The organism is Sporosarcina ureilytica, assembly GCF_001753205.1.
Lineage (GTDB): Bacteria > Bacillota > Bacilli > Bacillales_A > Planococcaceae > Sporosarcina > Sporosarcina ureilytica.
This window is the reverse complement of sequence record NZ_CP017560.1, coordinates 780,072-798,481: the sequence shown is the minus strand read 5'-3', so window position 1 is coordinate 798,481 and position 18,410 is coordinate 780,072. Positions and strand designations below refer to the sequence as shown.

The 18,410-nt window shown below is 38.3% G+C and carries 20 protein-coding genes and 1 riboswitch; of the genes, 9 read left to right on the top strand and 11 right to left on the bottom strand.

The features are described 5' to 3' along the window. Nucleotides 1–28: 28 nt before the first annotated feature. Nucleotides 29–250: a DUF1128 domain-containing protein gene (locus tag BI350_RS03990; RefSeq protein ID WP_075526951.1), complete on the top strand. Its 222-nt coding sequence runs from the start codon at nucleotides 29–31 to the stop codon at nucleotides 248–250. Between the two features lie 269 nt (nucleotides 251–519). Here BI350_RS03990 and motB read toward each other — a convergent pair whose 3' ends face one another. Then, complete coding sequence (gene motB, locus BI350_RS03985; RefSeq protein WP_075526950.1) at nucleotides 520–1,287, bottom strand: flagellar motor protein MotB; 768 nt, start codon at nucleotides 1,285–1,287, stop codon at nucleotides 520–522. Continuing rightward, nucleotides 1,271–2,086 (bottom strand): flagellar motor stator protein MotA, encoded by an 816-nt coding sequence (gene motA, locus BI350_RS03980; RefSeq protein WP_075526949.1) that lies wholly within the window; start codon nucleotides 2,084–2,086, stop codon nucleotides 1,271–1,273. The genes motB and motA overlap by 17 nt, the downstream gene beginning before the upstream one ends. A gap of 270 nt (nucleotides 2,087–2,356) precedes the next feature. On the opposite strand from motA, the gene BI350_RS03975 reads away from it, so the two are divergent. The 3 genes from BI350_RS03975 (at nucleotide 2,357) to BI350_RS03970 (ending at nucleotide 4,592) form a co-directional block, all read left to right on the top strand. After that, entirely contained in the window at nucleotides 2,357–3,589 is a 1,233-nt protein-coding gene (locus BI350_RS03975) for an aminopeptidase (protein WP_075526948.1), read from the top strand. A gap of 131 nt (nucleotides 3,590–3,720) precedes the next feature. Continuing rightward, nucleotides 3,721–3,861, top strand: a complete 141-nt coding sequence (locus tag BI350_RS17040) for a hypothetical protein (protein WP_168157245.1) — start codon at nucleotides 3,721–3,723, stop codon at nucleotides 3,859–3,861. Between the two features lie 170 nt (nucleotides 3,862–4,031). After that, nucleotides 4,032–4,592, top strand: coding sequence for a beta-class carbonic anhydrase (locus tag BI350_RS03970; protein WP_075526947.1), 561 nt, complete (start codon nucleotides 4,032–4,034; stop codon nucleotides 4,590–4,592). Between the two features lie 205 nt (nucleotides 4,593–4,797). Here BI350_RS03970 and BI350_RS03965 read toward each other — a convergent pair whose 3' ends face one another. Together BI350_RS03965 and BI350_RS03960 are read right to left on the bottom strand one after the other, a co-directional pair. Beyond that, nucleotides 4,798–5,343, bottom strand: a complete 546-nt coding sequence (locus BI350_RS03965) for a GNAT family N-acetyltransferase (RefSeq protein ID WP_075526946.1) — start codon at nucleotides 5,341–5,343, stop codon at nucleotides 4,798–4,800. A gap of 6 nt (nucleotides 5,344–5,349) precedes the next feature. Continuing rightward, nucleotides 5,350–7,143 (bottom strand): M3 family oligoendopeptidase, encoded by a 1,794-nt coding sequence (locus tag BI350_RS03960; RefSeq protein ID WP_075526945.1) that lies wholly within the window; start codon nucleotides 7,141–7,143, stop codon nucleotides 5,350–5,352. 181 nt (nucleotides 7,144–7,324) lie between these two features. On the opposite strand from BI350_RS03960, the gene BI350_RS03955 reads away from it, so the two are divergent. Continuing rightward, on the top strand, nucleotides 7,325–8,062 hold the full coding sequence (locus tag BI350_RS03955) for a tryptophan-rich sensory protein (RefSeq protein WP_075526944.1): 738 nt from the start codon (nucleotides 7,325–7,327) through the stop codon (nucleotides 8,060–8,062). A 56-nt stretch (nucleotides 8,063–8,118) separates the two neighbouring features. Here BI350_RS03955 and thiT read toward each other — a convergent pair whose 3' ends face one another. Further along, on the bottom strand, nucleotides 8,119–8,679 hold the full coding sequence (gene thiT / locus BI350_RS03950; protein ID WP_075526943.1) for an energy-coupled thiamine transporter ThiT: 561 nt from the start codon (nucleotides 8,677–8,679) through the stop codon (nucleotides 8,119–8,121). A gap of 269 nt (nucleotides 8,680–8,948) precedes the next feature. Next, a riboswitch (TPP riboswitch) is annotated at nucleotides 8,949–9,049 on the bottom strand. Between the two features lie 80 nt (nucleotides 9,050–9,129). Here thiT and BI350_RS03945 point away from each other — a divergent pair. Next, the gene (locus BI350_RS03945) at nucleotides 9,130–9,471 is read left to right on the top strand and encodes a magnetosome magnetite crystal formation protein family (protein WP_075526942.1); all 342 of its coding nucleotides are present in this window, start codon (nucleotides 9,130–9,132) and stop codon (nucleotides 9,469–9,471) included. A 122-nt stretch (nucleotides 9,472–9,593) separates the two neighbouring features. Continuing rightward, nucleotides 9,594–10,340 carry a type I methionyl aminopeptidase gene (map, locus tag BI350_RS03940; protein ID WP_075526941.1) on the top strand — a complete coding sequence of 249 codons (747 nt, stop codon included), beginning with the start codon at nucleotides 9,594–9,596 and terminating at the stop codon, nucleotides 10,338–10,340. 449 nt (nucleotides 10,341–10,789) lie between these two features. Here the strand turns inward: map and BI350_RS03935 are convergent, their stop codons facing one another. The 4 genes from BI350_RS03935 to BI350_RS03920 form a co-directional block, all read right to left on the bottom strand. After that, complete coding sequence (locus tag BI350_RS03935; RefSeq protein ID WP_075526940.1) at nucleotides 10,790–11,917, bottom strand: DEAD/DEAH box helicase; 1,128 nt, start codon at nucleotides 11,915–11,917, stop codon at nucleotides 10,790–10,792. A 95-nt stretch (nucleotides 11,918–12,012) separates the two neighbouring features. Then, a complete protein-coding gene (gene cuyB / locus BI350_RS03930) occupies nucleotides 12,013–12,708 on the bottom strand; it encodes a cysteate racemase (RefSeq protein WP_075529226.1) in 696 nt (231 codons plus the stop codon). A 33-nt stretch (nucleotides 12,709–12,741) separates the two neighbouring features. Next, entirely contained in the window at nucleotides 12,742–13,776 is a 1,035-nt protein-coding gene (locus BI350_RS03925; RefSeq protein WP_075526939.1) for a lipid II:glycine glycyltransferase FemX, read from the bottom strand. 56 nt (nucleotides 13,777–13,832) lie between these two features. Beyond that, on the bottom strand, nucleotides 13,833–15,053 hold the full coding sequence (locus BI350_RS03920; RefSeq protein ID WP_075526938.1) for a carboxylate--amine ligase: 1,221 nt from the start codon (nucleotides 15,051–15,053) through the stop codon (nucleotides 13,833–13,835). Between the two features lie 249 nt (nucleotides 15,054–15,302). Between BI350_RS03920 and BI350_RS03915 the strand changes: the two genes are divergently transcribed. Then, entirely contained in the window at nucleotides 15,303–16,361 is a 1,059-nt protein-coding gene (locus tag BI350_RS03915) for an SDR family oxidoreductase (protein ID WP_075526937.1), read from the top strand. Between the two features lie 85 nt (nucleotides 16,362–16,446). Beyond that, on the top strand, nucleotides 16,447–16,590 hold the full coding sequence (locus tag BI350_RS16845) for a hypothetical protein (protein ID WP_155767466.1): 144 nt from the start codon (nucleotides 16,447–16,449) through the stop codon (nucleotides 16,588–16,590). 39 nt (nucleotides 16,591–16,629) lie between these two features. On the opposite strand, the gene BI350_RS03910 is transcribed toward BI350_RS16845, so the two are convergent. After that, nucleotides 16,630–17,508 (bottom strand): YitT family protein, encoded by an 879-nt coding sequence (locus BI350_RS03910; protein ID WP_075526936.1) that lies wholly within the window; start codon nucleotides 17,506–17,508, stop codon nucleotides 16,630–16,632. 226 nt (nucleotides 17,509–17,734) lie between these two features. Next, nucleotides 17,735–18,409, bottom strand: coding sequence for a hypothetical protein (locus tag BI350_RS03905; protein ID WP_075526935.1), 675 nt, complete (start codon nucleotides 18,407–18,409; stop codon nucleotides 17,735–17,737). Nucleotide 18,410: the final 1 nt, after the last annotated feature.

The window sequence follows — 18,410 nt, the reverse complement described above, 5'->3', positions numbered from 1 at the left end:
AGCAATTAAGGAAAGGCGGCTACGAATCATGGATTTGACAAAACCATCTGAAGAAAACGTTACCTTTATGATTGAGCAAATTAAAGAAAAGCTACGTATGGTCAATGTAGATGCGATGAAAGCAGATACGTTTAATACTGAAAAGTACGACGACCTACACTTTATGTATGAAATGGTTATGAAACGTCAACACATTAGTTCCAATGAAGTAGAAGCAATCGCTGCAGAACTTGGAGCATTGCGTAAATAAAGTGAAACTTCAATTAGTGGGGGCTTTATCCCCCCACTGATTGAAAGGTCACACAAGCGTTGTCACGTCCTGTGACAATGCTTGTATGACCAACAGGGAAAGATGAAGTTCAATCTTTCCTAGTTGGCCCAACCAATCGGGCTTTTACAGGCAGGAGGTGGCGCTTTTAGTCGACCTGCCCGTTAATACAGGATAAAAAAATAGGGCTGTCCCAAAACTGTTCTGCTTACGGTTATGGGATACCCTTTTTTTATTCCTAGATCATTATTTTATTCAATTGGATTTTTCGTACCATCTTGTAATACAAGTGGTTTTATTAACACCTCTACACGACGATTTTTACTTCTACCTTCCGCTGTGTCATTATCACCAATCGGTTGAAACTCCCCGTATCCTTTTGCACTAAACATTAAAGGATCTACGTTTTCATTTTTCATGATCAGTTTTAAGAAATTTACGGCACGCATAACGCTCAAATCCCAATTCGATGAAAACTCCGCACTATTCATCGGTACATTATCAGTGTGTCCTGCTATCACAATCTGTCGTGGCGGATCGAATACTAACAACTCCGCTAGTTCGTCTGCAAGTGGCAAATACTCTTCTTTTATATCCGCTCTTCCTGGATTAAATAAAATACTATCCCGAATTGTTACCCGAAGTCCCTCATCCGTCATTGTTGTTTCAAATTGATTTTCCAGTTCATGCACAGCTATATATTCATCGACACGATTTTGAATTCCCTCTAACGATTTTTGATCCTCTATGTAGGATTTTAGCGCTTCCCTGTCACCGACGTATTCTTGTGGGATTGGTGTAGGATTTGGTGCTGAATGGTCCATAATTCCCTTCCCGCCATCAAAAATCTCATTGAAGACCGCAGACATTTCTTCTAATTTCTTCGCATCTATTGAACTGGATGCAAAAAGGACAATAAATAATGCTAAAAGAAGCGTCATTAAATCAGCATAAGGTAATAGCCAAGATTCATCTATATTTCCAGAATCCTTCCTTCTTCTCTTACGTCTCCTCGACAACTTGGCCAGCCTCCTTTTCATCCGTACCGCTAGCAGCCAATTTTCGTCTTTCTTCTAATGATAGGTAAGATGATAGTTTTTGTTCGATGACACGTGGGGCTTCCCCTTCAAGTACGGATAAAATTCCTTCAATCATCATCTTCTTCTGGCGTGATTCTTCAGCCGATTTTCGTCGAAGTTTATTCGCAAATGGGTGCCAAAGTACATAACCTGTGAAAATCCCGAGTAGTGTTGCAATAAATGCTGCCGCAACCGCTACGCCTAATGCGTTAATATCATTTAAATCTTTTAGCGCGGCAATCAGCCCAACAACAGCACCTAATACACCGAGCGTAGGTGCATATGTGCCGGCTTGTGAAAAAATGAGGGCACCCGAAGCATGTCGATCCTCCATTGCTTCTACTTCTTCACTCAGTACATCGCGAATATAATCCGCATTTTGCCCATCTATTGCCAGACCAAGTCCGTTTTTCAAAAATGGATCATCTATATCCTCTGTTTGCGCTTCTAATGATAACAAGCCTTCACGTCGCGCCACATCTGCCCATCTTGAAAACATTCGGATAATCTCAGCATCTGAAACTAATTTTCGTTCTTTAAAAAGGATCCCAAAAAGTTTAGGCACTCTTTTCAATTCACTTGTCGGAAATGCAATAATGACCGACGCTGCAGTTCCAAATATTATAATGAGAACTGCCGCCATATTAAATAAACTCTCAATCGTAACGCCTTTCATTATCATTCCTACAACAAGCGCAGAAATCCCGATAAAGAGACCGATTATTGTTGAAAAATCCATCTGAAGACCCCCAAATATTCCATTCTTATTTTTATTTCGGCTTATTTCTGACATTCTTTAGAAGGGCCGAATGAATTCGGTATATTTCTTTTTAAATATGACATTTCATTCACAATATATTGCATAGAAACTTTCTAAATTGTACTATTATACAGAAGGAACGAACACTTTAAGAAATAGAACTGAATTCGTATAGCACAAGTCCATACAATATGATCTACCTGATTAGACTTTTATGTACTTGTCAATAAAGAAAGGGGATATTATTCATTGTCCACATTTGAAAAACAACTTCATCATTATGCTGAATTAGCTGTAGAAGTCGGTGTCAACATTCAACCCGACCAAATTCTTTTTATCAATGCATCAACAGACGCTGTTGAATTCGTTAGAATCATTACTGAAAAAGCATACAACGCGGGGGCTCGTCAAGTCATTGTTGATTTTAGTGACGATGTTCTGTCACGTCTCCGTTTTGAAAAGGCACCGGAAGATTCATTTTCAGAGTTCCCTGAATGGAAAGTACTTGAACGAGAAAAACTTGCTGAAAAAGGTGCAGCATTCATGAGCATCGTATCACAGAGCCCCGATTTGCTAAGCGGTATTGATCCAACACGCATTGCTACTGCTCATAGAGCTTCTGGCCAAGCACTTGATAAGTTCCGTCAACTGCTACAAGCCGATACATTTAGTTGGACGGTCATTGCAGCCCCTTCTCCTTCTTGGGCGGCAAAAGTTTTTCCCGCTTTACCAACTGAAGAACAAGTTCCTGCATTATGGGATGCCATTTTTAAAGCCGTGCGCGCAAATACCGAAAATCCAGTCCAAGCCTGGGTAGAACACGATCACACATTACATGAAAAAGTAGATTATTTAAATGATAAGCGGTATGCAAAGCTACATTATCGTGCGCCCGGAACAGATTTAACGGTAGACCTTCCAAAAGGACATCTTTGGTGTGGCGCTGGGAGCGTAAATAGTCAAGGACATTCGTTTATGGCCAATATGCCAACAGAAGAAGTATTCACCGTACCACATAAAACAGGTGTAAACGGCTACGTATCGAGCACAAAACCTTTAAGTTATGGTGGAAATATTATCGATAATTTTAAGTTAATATTTCAAGATGGACGAGTTACAGAAGTTACAGCTGAACAAGGCGAAGAGGTTCTCAAGCAACTTATCGATACAGATGAAGGCGCAAAATATCTGGGAGAAGTTGCGCTCGTCCCGCATGCATCGCCAATTTCCGAGTCCAATATTTTATTTTTCAACACTCTTTTCGATGAAAATGCATCGAATCACTTCGCATTAGGAAGTGCGTATGCATTTTGTTTGGACGGTGGGAAAACAATGGGTCGCGAGGAATTGGAGGAACATGGATTAAACCAAAGTATTACACATGTAGACTTTATGGTTGGCTCAGAAGAAATGGATATTGATGGTATTCTTCAAGATGGAACAGCCGAACCAATATTCCGTAATGGTAACTGGGCTTTTTAACAGAACGATAAAGAGGATTGTTCAAATTTAGACACAATTTCAAAAAATATTAAGCTACCCCCTTAATTTTAACAACAATCTAATGTATAATTAAAGTAAAGTTACTAGGAAAATAGAGAGGGGTCAAAGAAATGGGCTTAATGTACTTAACAGTAATTGGATATATGGTATTAATGGGTATTTCTGCAGGCTTTATCATGCACTACCTAGTTAACGCGTTCGATTCTAAGCAAGCGAATATTATTGATCCAAAACCGGATACAGATTACTAATATGAATGTAAATTACGCCCAATATCGATTTTTCGATATTGGGCGCTTTTATTTCAAACTACCGCAAACAAATAGAATTTACTAATATTGCTTTTATTTAATACTGTCTCTTTTAATATTTCTTATCTTTTTGTACAATAAAGGAATCACATATAGATTGGAGCACGATTATGGCACTTCTTACAGAAATTCTTCATTTTAACGAAATGTTCGTAGAAGAGAAACAATATGAACAATATGCGACAACGAAATTTCCTGATAAGCGCGTTGTTATCTTAACATGTATGGATACACGTCTAACTGAGTTACTTCTCAAATCAATGAATTTTAAAAATGGAGACGTCAAAGTCATTAAAAGTGCCGGTGCCGTTGTCAATCATCCTTTTGGTGGCATTATGCGTAGCCTAATTATTGCAGTTTATGAGCTACAAGCAGATGAAGTCTTTATCGTTGGGCATCACGATTGTGGGATGAGTTCAATCGATACAAAGAAAATCATTGGGCATATGGTTGACCGCGGAATTGACAGTAGTCTTTTCAACACGCTTAAATATTCCGGTATCGATATGAAAGAATGGCTTCACGGCTTTAATGATGTCACTGAAAGCGTGAAGAACAGTGTTGACTTGGTGAAAAATCATCCACTAATGGACCCTAAAGTTCCCGTACATGGACTCGTTATCGATCCTGAAACAGGGAAATTAGACACAATCATCAATGGATATAAATAATTCCCCCTTATTTCCACATGATATTTCCCGGGAAATCGACAGGAAATCGAGCTTTTCAAGTAATTATCTTCACCTGATGACAAAACTTGCGTACTAGATTGTCTATGGACCGTTTAAAAACATATAATCCAAAAAGCCGACTCCTATTTTAAAGGAATCGGCCTTTTATTTTTGCTTTTAATTTCCGTAAAACAGTCTTACCCTTTCAGAAATCATCTTCAAGAATTGCATACATGTAATGATCTTCCCAAACCCCGTTAATATAAAGAATCTTCCTCAATAATCCTTCACGTAAGTAACCGGATTTTTCAAGTACAGCTATGGAACCAGCATTTCTCGGTGACACATATGCTTCTACTCTATGAAGCGCAACGGAATCAAAAGCAAATGCTGTCACGAGTCTTACAGCTTCGGTTCCAATCCCTCTTCCAATGTGTCTTTCATCTATTGAATAACCGACAAAGGCACTTGAAAAAGGAAGCCGCTTAATATTATAAAGCGAAATATGGCCGATTAACTCACTCGTATTCGCATCGAAAATTCCGAAGTTGTATTCTCTGCGATCTCGCATTTGATAAATAGATTCTCTAATTTTTTCCCTTTGTCTCGATACTGTGTAGAAACCGGGTTCTTGACGAGGTTCAAATACGGACCAATATTTTTTATTGGCAATTAATACTTTCGTAAACATTGTTGCATCGTCTTCAGTCAAAATGCGTAAATAACATTTTTCACCTTCTAATAAAATCATCGATTATCAACCTTCTTTGGCTGTCAGTTCTAAAAATTCCTCAACATCTTTCACACAAAGTGCAACACCTTTTGCCCAAAAAGCTTCTTTTGTAATATCTTCACCAAGATGCTTCATCGCAAGTTCTTCTACAGTCATCACTGCTGTATCGCGTAATAATGCCATATACTTCTCTTCAAAACCCGCACCTTCTTCAAGCGCTTTTGCATAAATACTTAAGGAGAATAAATAACCAAACGTATATGGAAAGTTATAAAACGGAACTTGCGTAATATAAAAATGTAATTTTGAAGCCCAGAAATGTGGATGTGCTGTATCAAGCGCATCACCATATGCTTCTCGTTGCGCTTCTTCCATTAGCGTGTTCAGACGTGCTGCTGAAACAATTCCATTTCTACGCTCTTCATAAAATCTCGTTTCAAATAAGAATCTTGCGTGAATGTTCATGAAAAATGCAACACTACGTTGAATTTTATCTTCGAGTAATGCAATCTTTTCTTCTTTCGTTTCCGCTGCTTTCACAGCCGCTTCTGCAACAATCATCTCTGCAAAGGTCGATGCGGTCTCTGCAACACCCATCGCATAGCCTCTATTTAACCAATGTACTGGACGAAGCGCATAAGAGTGGAAAGCATGTCCGAGCTCATGAGCAAGTGTCGCAACGTTGGACATTGAGCCGCTATACGTCATAAAAATACGGGATTGTTCTGACATCGGCATCCCTGTACAGAAACCGCCTGGTCGCTTATTCGCACGGTCTTCTGCCTCAATCCAACTATCCTCGAATGCCATTCTTGAAAATGATTCAAGTTCAGATCCGAATTCTCCAAAATGCTTAAGGATGAATTCTGCCCCTTCTTGGTAAGGGATTGTTTTCGTTGATTCTGTAACCGGTGCATCTAAGTCATACCAATTCATCTTTTCGGTACCGAGCATTTGTGCTTTCACGTTCAAATAATTTACGAATGGTTCTTTATTCGCTCCGATTGCTCCCCACATCGCATTTAATGTGGCTTCACTCATTCGATTGCGTAGAAGCGGTTCTTTTAATACAGAATCCCACCCACGTTTTTCATAAACTGCTAATCTGAAGCCAGCGAGGTGGTTAAGCGTTGTAGCAAAAAACTCTTCCTTTTCTTTCCATGCATCTTCTAATTTTTCAAATGAGTCTTTTCGAACAGCCGCATGTTGACTTGAACTTAAGTTAGATGCTTGACCGACAGATAACTCTTTTACCTCACCGTCGACTTCAACTTTTACTTTAATATCCGCAACAAGTTGGTCATAAAGTTGTCCCCAGCTATGATAACCATCCACACTTAAAGCTGTGATTAGACTTTCTTCTTTTTCGGAAAGTTTTAACGCTACCTCTTCCCGCCATTCATTTAACACAAAATTAAATTGGTTCAATTCCGCCGACGCCATTAATGTTGCCCATACATCATTGTCTACTTTGGCGAGCTTTTGTTGAAACTTCAACATAACCGTCTGAAATTCTGCACCGAGTGTACCTACCTCACCTTGTAAAAGCAATGCCTTTTTATCTGTAGTGTCGGCAGCTAAATAACATCCAATCACTGCCCCTGCTTGCCTTAAATTTACTGCAGCGTCTTTAACCAATTCGATTAAACGACTCACATTTGCCGATTCATTCACTGAAGTTGGTATCTCAAATATGTCAATACTATCTTTTACCACATTTATTTTTTCTTTCACTCCATCAAGATGTATACGTAATTCGGGTGAACTACTTCCACCTTTAAAGAAAACATCTAAATCCCACACTTCCGAATACTTCATCTGTATTTTTTCCCCCTCTTACGTTTTCAATTTTCTAAATAGACACTTCCATTGTAGCATGAAATTTCGAAAAGCGAACCATTACATTTTGCTACGATTTTGCATTTGTGACGAAAACTTCACACTTTTCTCCGTAAAATATACTTTTCCTCTGTATACTAATATGTGGGAGGATTTTAATATGATTCGATTTATTAGTATGGCGCTAATTCTTTTAGTTAGTCTTATCGTTATTTGCACTGCAGAAATCGTTCCTTTTAATGGAATCACAACTACAGAAATTATGAATAGACTTCCTGTTCTGTTAACACCTGCGAGCTATGTGTTTATCATTTGGATAATCATATATATATTCTTAGTCATTTGGCTCTTCGGGTTTTGGAGAAATCAACGCCCACAATCAGGAAAAGTATTCAACATTAGATTTTCATTTTTCATAATAAGCTTACTATTCAATATGTCTTTCATTCTCCTATGGCATTACGAGTTCTTTATGTGGGCAATTATTGTAATGGTCGGATTATTACTTACTATTTCTGCCCTTTACTTTTCATATCCAAAAACTGAAAACCTTATTTCGTTTCGTGTACCAATTTCTATACTTTTCGGTTGGAGCTTATTTTCTTTTATTATTTTAATTAACTATACGTTGATATTTGCCGAATGGAGTGGCTTTGGAATTAGCCAGGCATTATGGGCCGTCATCTTTTTAACACTAGCAACCGCAATCGCCCTTCATTTTTTATATCATTATGAAGATAAGGCGTTTAATATTGTTTTTATGTGGGGATTTATTGGAATCGCGGTAAAAAATGGATTCGATTCTTTATTCGTGACGACTGCTGCGTTGTTCTTAACCGCCGTCATTGGCGCATGTTTTTATCTATTCAAAAATAAACAGGTATCTGCTAGCAAATGACAAAATATGTATTTTAAAAAACGTCTTTCTCTAAAAATATAGAGAAAGACGTTTTTTCATGCTGTTTTTAATAGTCTTGGTGCGCTTGTAAATAGTATACTCGCCACAATGCTACATAATAAAATTGAAGGAATCATGTAACTTGCATTGTAGACTAATGAATATAACCAAACAGGCTGGCCAGCAGGAGCATATTCTCCGAAGAATACAATTCCTCCAACGAAATGAATAAAGAATCGAAGAAGACCGCCAATAACCGAACCGATGACAATCGCCGCAACCATACTCCCTTTGCGCCCTTTGGCCATACTATTTGCCAACCAAATACCGGTAATTGCTGCAACGCCCACTAATGTATAGGCTAACGTATAATCCATTAAAGCCTGTGCCCAATGGAATATGGTCCCGCCGGTAATCAGTTGTAACAAGCCGCTCAGAAAACCTGTTAGTAAACCACCGCTTATGCCCCAGCGGAACGCCATGACAATAATTGGTAACATTGAAAGTGTTATTGAGCCGCCTTGCGGCATAACAAATACTGTAAGTTTATCTAAAATAAACGACAAAGCTCCAAGTATTGCTACCTCCATTAAAAACTGTAATCTTTTCCTATGCATAACAATTTTCCTCCCTACATTTTTTGTAGGGATGTAATGAACAAACGCGTTCGCTTAATAGTACCTCGACATCATTTTCTATACATCATTTAGACCATATAGCAGATTGCCTTATGATTAAAATCTAATATTGTAGAAAGATTAATACGCTACATTCAGATTTATTACGCTACGATTCAATCTTATCCAATTATTAAGCAGTAAAAAAAGACATTCCTCATAGAACGGAAATCTTCATATAAGGCGAAGTATGTATACTTCCCCAACATGTCTGTTTCCATCCACATCCCTACGCAAGTATGAACTTACAGGTTCAAAGGGTCAGAACGTTTTGTTCTTTCTCAGCCAGTTGGCTCCCCTTGTGGTAATACTTATCAGTTTAATTGTATAAGAGTTCTCTATATTAAGCAAGCTATGCATATATGCATCTGCTTTGGAAGGAGGATTTCTATGTCAAATAAAAAAATATTAAGTGCACTTTGCTATTTTAGCGTTTTCTTTTTTCCACTCTTATTACCGTTTGTTATCTATTTAGTTTCTGAGGAGCTTGAAGTCAAATTTCATGCAAAGCGGTCCCTAATTTCACACTTTGTTCCAGTGATTCTACTTATCTGCGGCGTAATTATTTTCTCTTTTTCCATGTTCACTGTTGAAAAAAGAATGATGACGATTATTAACGGCAGTTTTGATTTTTGGCACATAGCCCCTTTTCTATTCACCTTCATTTATAGTTTACTATTTATCGCAATTATTATTTGGAATGTTTTCCAAGGAGTGAAGGTGTTAAAGTAACATATTTCATTCAAAGTAGGTCCTGAACTCTTTTCAAGAGGACAGGCTTTTTTTATTTCTAATTTTTATATGGTATAGTGTAGAATGTAAATAAATGAACGGTAAGAAAGGATTTGTTTTGAATGATTGCAAAGACAGAACAAGATATAAATGGTCTTAAAAAAATCGGGAAAATCGTTGCCGAAATTAGAGAAGAAATGAAAAATGCAACAGTCCCTGGCATAACAACAAAAGAATTAGATGAACTTGGCGGACGTCTTTTCAAAGAAAAAGGTGCTGTTTCCGCGCCAATTTCTCAATATGACTTCCCTGGATATACGTGCATTAGCGTGGAGCATGAAGTTGCACACGGCATTCCTGGATCGCGCGTCATTAAAGATGGGGACATTGTAAATATTGATGTTTCTGGATCTTGCGACGGATACTTCGCGGATACGGGTATTTCTTTCGTCGTTGGTACACCGGACGAGCGGAAACAAAAGTTATGTGACGTTGCCCAAAGTGCATTTGACCGTGCGATGACGCGTGTAAAAGCTGGGTCGAATTTAAGCGGTATTGGAAAAGCGGTTGAGCGTGAAGCGAAAAGTCATGGATTAAGCGTGATTCGTAACTTAACGGGTCACGGCATCGGTACTGCATTGCACGAGGAACCTCAACATATTTTAAACTATTATGATGCATGGGATAAAACCCTATTACAAGACGGAATGGTTCTTGCAGTTGAACCATTTATCTCTGAAAAAGCAGAAAACATTGTTGAACTGGGAGATGGTTGGACATTCGTTACGCCAGACAAATCTTTAGTTGCCCAAGTTGAACATACAATTATCGTGACAAAAGATAAACCGATTATTTTAACACAACTATAATATCAAAAGCGGAAGGCGACGTTTAGCCTCGACAGACACTGGAAGACTTACCATAAAAGGCATCTTTTCGCCTTTTTGGAAAGTCTGAAGTGTCCCGAGAGGCTGTCGCCTGCAGCTAGCCTAGACAAAAGCGGAAGGCGACGTTTAGCCTCGACAGACACTGGAAGACTTACCATAAAAGGCATCTTTTCGCCTTTTTGGAAAGTCTGAAGTGTCCCGAGAGGCTGTCGCCTGCAGCTAGCCTAGACAAAAGCGGAAGGCGTCGTTCAGCCTCGACAGGCACTGGAGGTCTTACCACAAAAATGGCATCTTTTCGCCTTTTGGGAAGGTCTGAAGTGTCCCGGGAAGCTGTCGCCTGCAGCTAGATTAACCAAAATGCGGAAAGCGATGGTTAGCCTTTCTAACATTTAAAAAGCTATCATTGAAATTTATTCCAATGATAGCTTTTTTTATTTTCTTCTGATGTTTTGTTTTTCTTGTAATTTACCATGTCGCCAAATTTTTTCTGTTGAATGAAGACCTTTCGTAAGCTTGCGATAATCTCCTTCTTCATGAGGCGCAAGTAACGTCAACACTTCCCCGTCCTCGCCTGCCCGGCCTGTTCTTCCCGACCGATGTAAATATTGCTCAATCGTATGGGGAACATCTACATGAATGACATGTGTTAGCCCTTCGATATCAAGACCTCTAGCAGCTAAATCTGTGGCAATTAAAATACTCGATTTACCTTTTCGGAAACTTTCTAATGCCTGTTGTCGCTCAGCAGAACGCATATTGGAATGTAAAACGACAATCGGTGCTTTATTATAAAGCAGTTTTGCCTCCTTCATCCAAACTTGATCCACATTGTTCACAAAAGCGAGCGCATGTATGTTGGGTAAGTGGGAAAGTCCTCTTAAGATATCCGTTTTATCACGTACCGACGTTTCAATGAATGAATGCGTGACTGTACCAGCCCGTGGAATATGTTTTGCGGCTAGCTTGATATGTAGCGGTTCATTCATAAATTCGTTCGCAACACGTTCGATTTCATCCGTAATCGTTGCCGAGACAACGATAACTTGCCGATCTGGATTCGATCCGCTAATCATATTTTTAATTTTCACACGGTGTTCACGTGATAATAACACATCACCTTCATCAAGGACAATATGACGTATATCAAAAAGCTTCAGTTTTCTTGATTGACTTAATTCCATCAATCGTCCTGGTGTTCCAACAACTATCGTCGGTTTCTTTTTCAAACGTTCGATTTGTCGCTTAACGTTTGCACCACCAATTAATGGCGCGACTGTTATCGCTGTTCCTGCAACCCACTCTCTAATGATATCGGTAATTTGCATCGCTAGTTCTTGGGATGGCACAACGATTAGTGCTTGTGTTTGCTTTTTTGTGCCATCGACAAGATGCAAAAGTGGCAGTACATAAGCGAGCGTTTTCCCCGTGCCAGTTGGTGATTCAGCAACGATATCTTTTCCATCGAGTGCTTCAGGCACCATCTTTGTTTGGATGGGCATTTCATTTTTAAACTTCCACTTCTCTTGAAAAACGGTGTCCATCTTTTCTACAAAAGACATCCTAATCCCTACTTTCTCATTTTTTCTTCAACGCTAAGGTTTCCTTCGTTGAAAAAACATCCAGTAACCGACCCTATGCGCTACTGGATGTCTTTTTATTTTACTTTATAACCACAACGTTGGATTGCTGTTTCCGCTAATACGAGTAATGAATCAATACAATCCTTCAATTGTAACTCTTGACTGACAATAGATAATTCTGTGCACCCAAGAATTACTTCATCACATTGAGCGTCTTTCATCGCTTGCCGAATGATTGCCCATTTTTCCGGGTCAGCCGGTTGTCCCGCTTTAATATCGTCATAAATCAGCGACATGACGACAGCTTGTACGTCGTCATCAGGTACGACTGCCTCCATCCCAAGACGCTCACAGGCTCCTTGGTAAATGCCTGTTGAGATTGTCCCAGTTGTACCGAGTATTCCGACGCGGCGCGCTCCTTTTTCTTTGGCACGCATCGCCGTTTCCCGAATCATATCGATGACTTGAAGTTCAGTCCCTTGTTGAATTTCATCCAAAAACGAGTGAGCTGTATTACAAGGCATGGCAAGGATTTCTGCACCCGCCTCTTGTAATCGTTTCGCATCTGATACAATAACTGGCACTGGATTCTCTAAACTTTCACCTAAAATAAAAGCTGTTCGGTCCGGGATATTCGTATTATTTGTAATGACCATATTTACATGATCTTGATCCTTCTCCGCAGCTGTACGCCTTACGATAATTTCACCGATAAACATGGTTGCAAGTGGACCTACGCCACCGATAATTCCTAACATTTTCTTTTTCAATTCATTCATGACCTTTACTAATTATTTCACCTGTCAATTTTCATTTGAACGTTTACGTAGACGTTTAACCATTGGAATGACTCTTTCTAAAAGGTTATACATAAATGGTTTATAAACTTTATCGATTTCTCCTATATATTCGACTGGGCCATCTTTATCGCAAAAACTTTTCTTGAAATTGTACAAGCCATCACCTATTTCGAAAAAGCCGCCAAAATCATATTGTTCGGCCCCTTCTTCCAAGCCCCATTTAATCATTTCATAATTAATCACATGGTTTGGATTTAAGTTTCTTTTAATGTTTGTGCTACCCGCATATAAATAATACATTTTTCCGTTATAATTAATGGTCAAAGCAGCCGCTAATAAGTCATCTTCATGTGTCGCAATGTACACCCGGGCATCTTCATAAGAATCCCGTATTTGCTTAAAATACTCTTTAGAACGAATGGTAATTTTGTTTCGTTCCGCCATCGTTCGATAGGTTTCGTGTAGAAGATTGATATCTTCGTCACTTCTGGAATATCTAACTTCGACACCACGTCTAATTCCGCCTCGAATACTGCTTCGGCCTCTTTTAGAAAATCTCATCATAATTGATTCTTCATCATAGTCCTTTAAATCAAGCACCATATTTTTGCGCGGTTGAATTAACTTTTCTTGATCATCATCTTTTGAAACGAGCTGAAAGCCCGCATTACTATATAACTGATAAAGTTCATCCGAATAAGGTACTTCAGGGTCAAATTTCAACATAATTGCCTTATGCTTTTTGGCAACGACATCGACTTCTTTTAAAAGTTCTTGAACTAAATCAATATCTGTAATATCACAAACCGGTCCTCTCGTTGCATAGAGCATCGAGTAGCCGAGTGGTAATCGTTTAATCAAAATCGACATTGCAGCAATAATTTCTCCATCTTTTTCAAGATAGACATGTTCATTGCCCCAATCGTCTTTCACTTCTGCCCATGCTCGGTCCTGCATCATGGATCGATACGGTGAATTTCGAACAAATTCATCATATTTTTTTACTTCTTCTTCATTCGTAACATCAAGCAATGCCATTTGCTCTTTACCTCCAATTATTAACACCGACAATTGCAACAAAACGCCAAAGGAAATTAATCCTTAAGTTTAAAATACTTTTCAAAGCGCGCATAATAATTTTTATAAAACGAGCGCAATTTAAATCTTCTAATTAGCCCTAAATCTTTTGGATAATATAATGTGCTCGAGGCTTGTCCCTTTTCAAACCGATCGATCACTTGCTTCTTTAACTCTTCATCCATCGTATAATTAATAAGAAGATCTTTTGGGACAGCATGCCATAAATGACTATTCGTACCATATTCAGTTGGCGCCGGTCGATCATATACGCGATCCTCAACTAAGTATTTTGCCATATTATAACCGTTTGCGGTTACAAAATAGCTACTTCTACCTTGTCGAATATTCAATTCAAATATTTTATATTTCCCATCTCTTCTATCATACTTCAAATCAATATTGGCATAGCCTCTAAAGCCAATTTCTTCAAGGAATTTTTTATATTGTCCATAGAGTTCTTGATTTTCCTCGCCAATAATCCCTACATAGTTTCCGATTAAAATAGGCGTGTAATCTTCAAGGATCACTCGTCCTAGACACATCATACGCACTTTTCCATGTTGGTCCACGTATGCATTAAGCACACGCATAACCGTATCGTTGCCAGGGATATAATCTTGAACAATGAGCGTGTCTTCGTATGTTGAAGAATATATTTGCTGAATCGTCTTTACAAAAGATGCTTTATCATGCAAAACATATGCTTTTTTCTTACCTTCAAATTGTGCATTGAAAAACGTCATACTGTCTGATGCTTTTACAACTACCGGAAAGTCAAATGGCAAGTCCATCTCGGGATCCATTCCTTTTTTGAAAATGACTGTATCCGGATAATCAAGCCCATATTCTTCACACATTTCATAAAAACGTTCTTTATACACAACTTGGTCCATTAGTTCTTCACTAATAAAAGGTAATACATAATGCGGTTCCAACTTGTCGCGATTTCGAATCGCAAGTTCTGCATAGTTTTCGTTACTCGCTACGACAAGTAATTTATCCGCTCGTTCTTTCAATTCTTCGTATAAATTGAGCATACTCTCTATAAAAATTTGAGGTTCATCTAGTTGTTCATAAATTTTCTTTTCAACAATTTTACTATGCATCGTCGGCAAAATATGCCCTTTTGTCACAACGATGCTTTTGATTCCATATTGTTCGTGAAATGCGCGTGCCATACCGTAAGCATTATCATCTGAACCTAGTATTACTGGTAAAAAATCTGCTTTTGCCATTCCATATTCCTCTTTTCTTGAATGATGCAGTTCTTCGTGAAATATTGCTCCTTGTATTGAAGGCGAATTAAATATTGTATCCTATTTTAATCATCCTTGTCTACACTACCCTTAAATTTACGTGAAAAATAGGTCACAGTCAAATTTTGCAAGGTGTTTCTTATCATTTTATGTCGTTTTATGAGATAATCAAAAAAGAAATTAGGATAAGGAATCATTCTCCTAAAAACAATGATGGAGGCGTACAGTTTGACAATTTTCTTAACGGGTTCAACAGGATTTCTCGGCGGCAAATTACTCACGAATTTAATACAATCGACTGACCATACATTATATGTGCTTGTCCGAAACTTTGAGAGGGCAGAACGAATGATTAGTAAACTTCCAGACGGGTCTGCAGAACGCATTCGTCTTTTCAAAGGTGATATTACGCAAGAAAATTGCGGCTTGTCCCAAACAGACATTGATGAGATAAAAGGAAATATAGATATTGTTTACCATCTCGCGGCTCTCGTTAAATTTGACGAAGCGTTACGGGACGAACTATTTTCAATTAACTATGATGGGACAAAACACGTACTAGAACTTGCCAAACAACTTGGCGTCTCTAAGTTCTATTATATTAGCACAGCCTATACAATCGGGAAGCATGATTACGGTGTGGAGAAACTGTATCCAATCGAAGCGAAAGGTCATAATCCTTATGAGGAAAGTAAAGTAAAATCTGAACATCTTGCTTTTTCTTATGCGAATGATTTTGACGTTTCCATTTTCCGACCATCCATTATTGTTGGTGATTCCAATACGGGAGAAGCTGATTCGGAATTTACGTTGTACGGCTTTATGCGTGCACTCGATGTATTTAAACGACGTATTGCACGGGTATCTGAAAGCACCAATACCATTTACCGTGTAATTGGCAGTAAAGATGCTACCTCTAACTTCGTACCTGTCAATTACGTGGCTGATATATTGGCCATCGCTGAAAGTAAAGCAGAACCAAATACGATTTATCATATAACAAACCCTAATCCGGCTACAAACTATGATATTTTAACACTTATTAAAAATGCGCTTGATTTTAATCAACTGGAAATTATTGAAGACCCTCGGAATACGGTATTAAGACCGGAAGAAGAACGATTAAATGAGTTAATTGACGTTTTTAATGTGTACTTATCTAGGTCATTTAATTTTGACGATTCGAATACACAAAAACTTATCCAAGACACACACGTAACACATCTAAACATGTCTCATGATACATTAAAAATGATTATCAATGCCTATTTTGACCTTAATGGCTAAATAAATTCTTTCTCTTACGGGTGTATGATCTTTTGATTCCTGGGGAAAGTATCTGTACATCCATAAATAGAATGGAGGTACAGTGATGGGCAACAATTCGCGTACTGATAAATCTTATGATTGGGCGCAAAACGCAGAAAATGCAGCGAAAAAAGCTGAGGCAGAAATCAATAGAATCAAAAAAGAAGCGCAAGAAGAATTCAATAAAAATAAACCAAACTTAAAATAACAACATCCAGCACTTTCCATAAGTGCTGGATGTTTTATGTTAATCGACCTTCTTTAATTCATCCCGATCAAATTGGGCTCTTGAAAAACCACGTCCTAAAATTTCCGACGCATTCAAGAATATAACGAATGACTCGGGTTCTTCTTCTTGCAATAGTTTCTTAAAATAGACCGCTTCTGATTGTTCAACTACACATAAAACCATCGTCTTTTCTGCGTTTGAATAGCCGCCGATTGTTTTTACTTTTGTTAAACCGCGGTTCATTTCATTTTTTATAATGGATTGGATTTTTTCATCCTTATCCGTAATAATAAGAATTAACTTCGTCGGCGACGTTTGCAACTGAACGAAGTCAATTATCTTACTCGTCACGTAAATTGACATTAAAGCGTACAACGCGAGTTCAAAATCAAATACAAACGCTGATGTGACCACAACAAATCCATCGACAACGAGTTGAGAAAACCCGCTTGATAGTCCAGTATATTTCTTTAAAATTTGTGCAATGAGTGTCGTCCCGCCCGTTGACCCGTTTCCACGATAAACGATTCCTAAGCCGACCCCTAAAACTGCCCCACCATAAATGGCACTTAACAAGGGATTTTCAACAGTCAATGCCATGTCTCCCGTTAGCCAAATTACTAAAGGAACTGACAATGTACCAACAAAAGTTTTCACACCAAACTCTCTGCCAACAAAAATAACGCCGATAATGAGAAGCGGAATATTAATTAACCATTGTACATAAGCAGGGTTGAACTGAAAGAGCTCATATAATATCGTACTCATGCCCGAAACGCCACCAGCTGCTAAGCGAGCCGGCAAATAGAAGATATTAAAAGCTAGTCCAACGAGTGCCGCCCCTACGATAATTTGTATATATTCAAATGTAACCGATTGTTTAAATGTACGAATCATAAGCTCAAAATCCTCCTATTCCTTTCAACTTTTCCATTCTACCAAAAAAAACTATCTTCGTCTTTCTTAATACAAAGAAAAGCACTGACTTCATACTGAATTGAACAGAATACAAGGTGGATTGTCTTTACTGCAAATACAGAGTTGCAAGCGATAAGACACAAAAAAGCATTGTTCCGAAAAGACCGAAGTCATTTTACGGAAACAATGCTTTTATTATGATACATTAAAAATCTTCTTCATTCGTAATATAGATGAGGTTCCAGCTATCTGATTCAACCAAATCTGCACTCTTCATACGTTCTCCGTGACCTAGAATGACTTCATCATCAATAACTGCCACGATCATTGCTTTAATTCCATTATCTAAATTGATGTAAATGTCTCCAACGGAAGGTTTGACTGCGGCTTCTTCAGCTGCTTTCTGTTCCAACATGCGTTCTTCTTCACGTTGTTCATCAGTAACTTGTGAATGGTCTTTATAATCGATATTACGGCTATCCGGATGAACTCCTGGAGACATCACCATAAATTCTTTCGGTTTTACTGTATTTAGCAAAGTAGTATACGCTTTGTTATCAACTAATTCAGCTACTTTTTCAAATTCATTTAACGAATAATTGTCTAAATGCCCCGGGTCCGGATGGGTAATTAAAATATAACCATCTTCCACGGCCGGCTTATCTTTTTCCAATGTATATCTATTTCCTAATAACATGAATGAGTCCATATGCTGCGGTCTATGCAATGTTAGATTTTCTGCCCTAGACGCTACTTGTTCCATATCTTTAATACGGTACATGAGGACTGGCAGCCTTGAGAGAGGTCGCACAGAATACACTTTGTGTAACTCGTTTTTATAATAGACAAATTGTCCTCTTCTTACTTGTAATAAATTCATT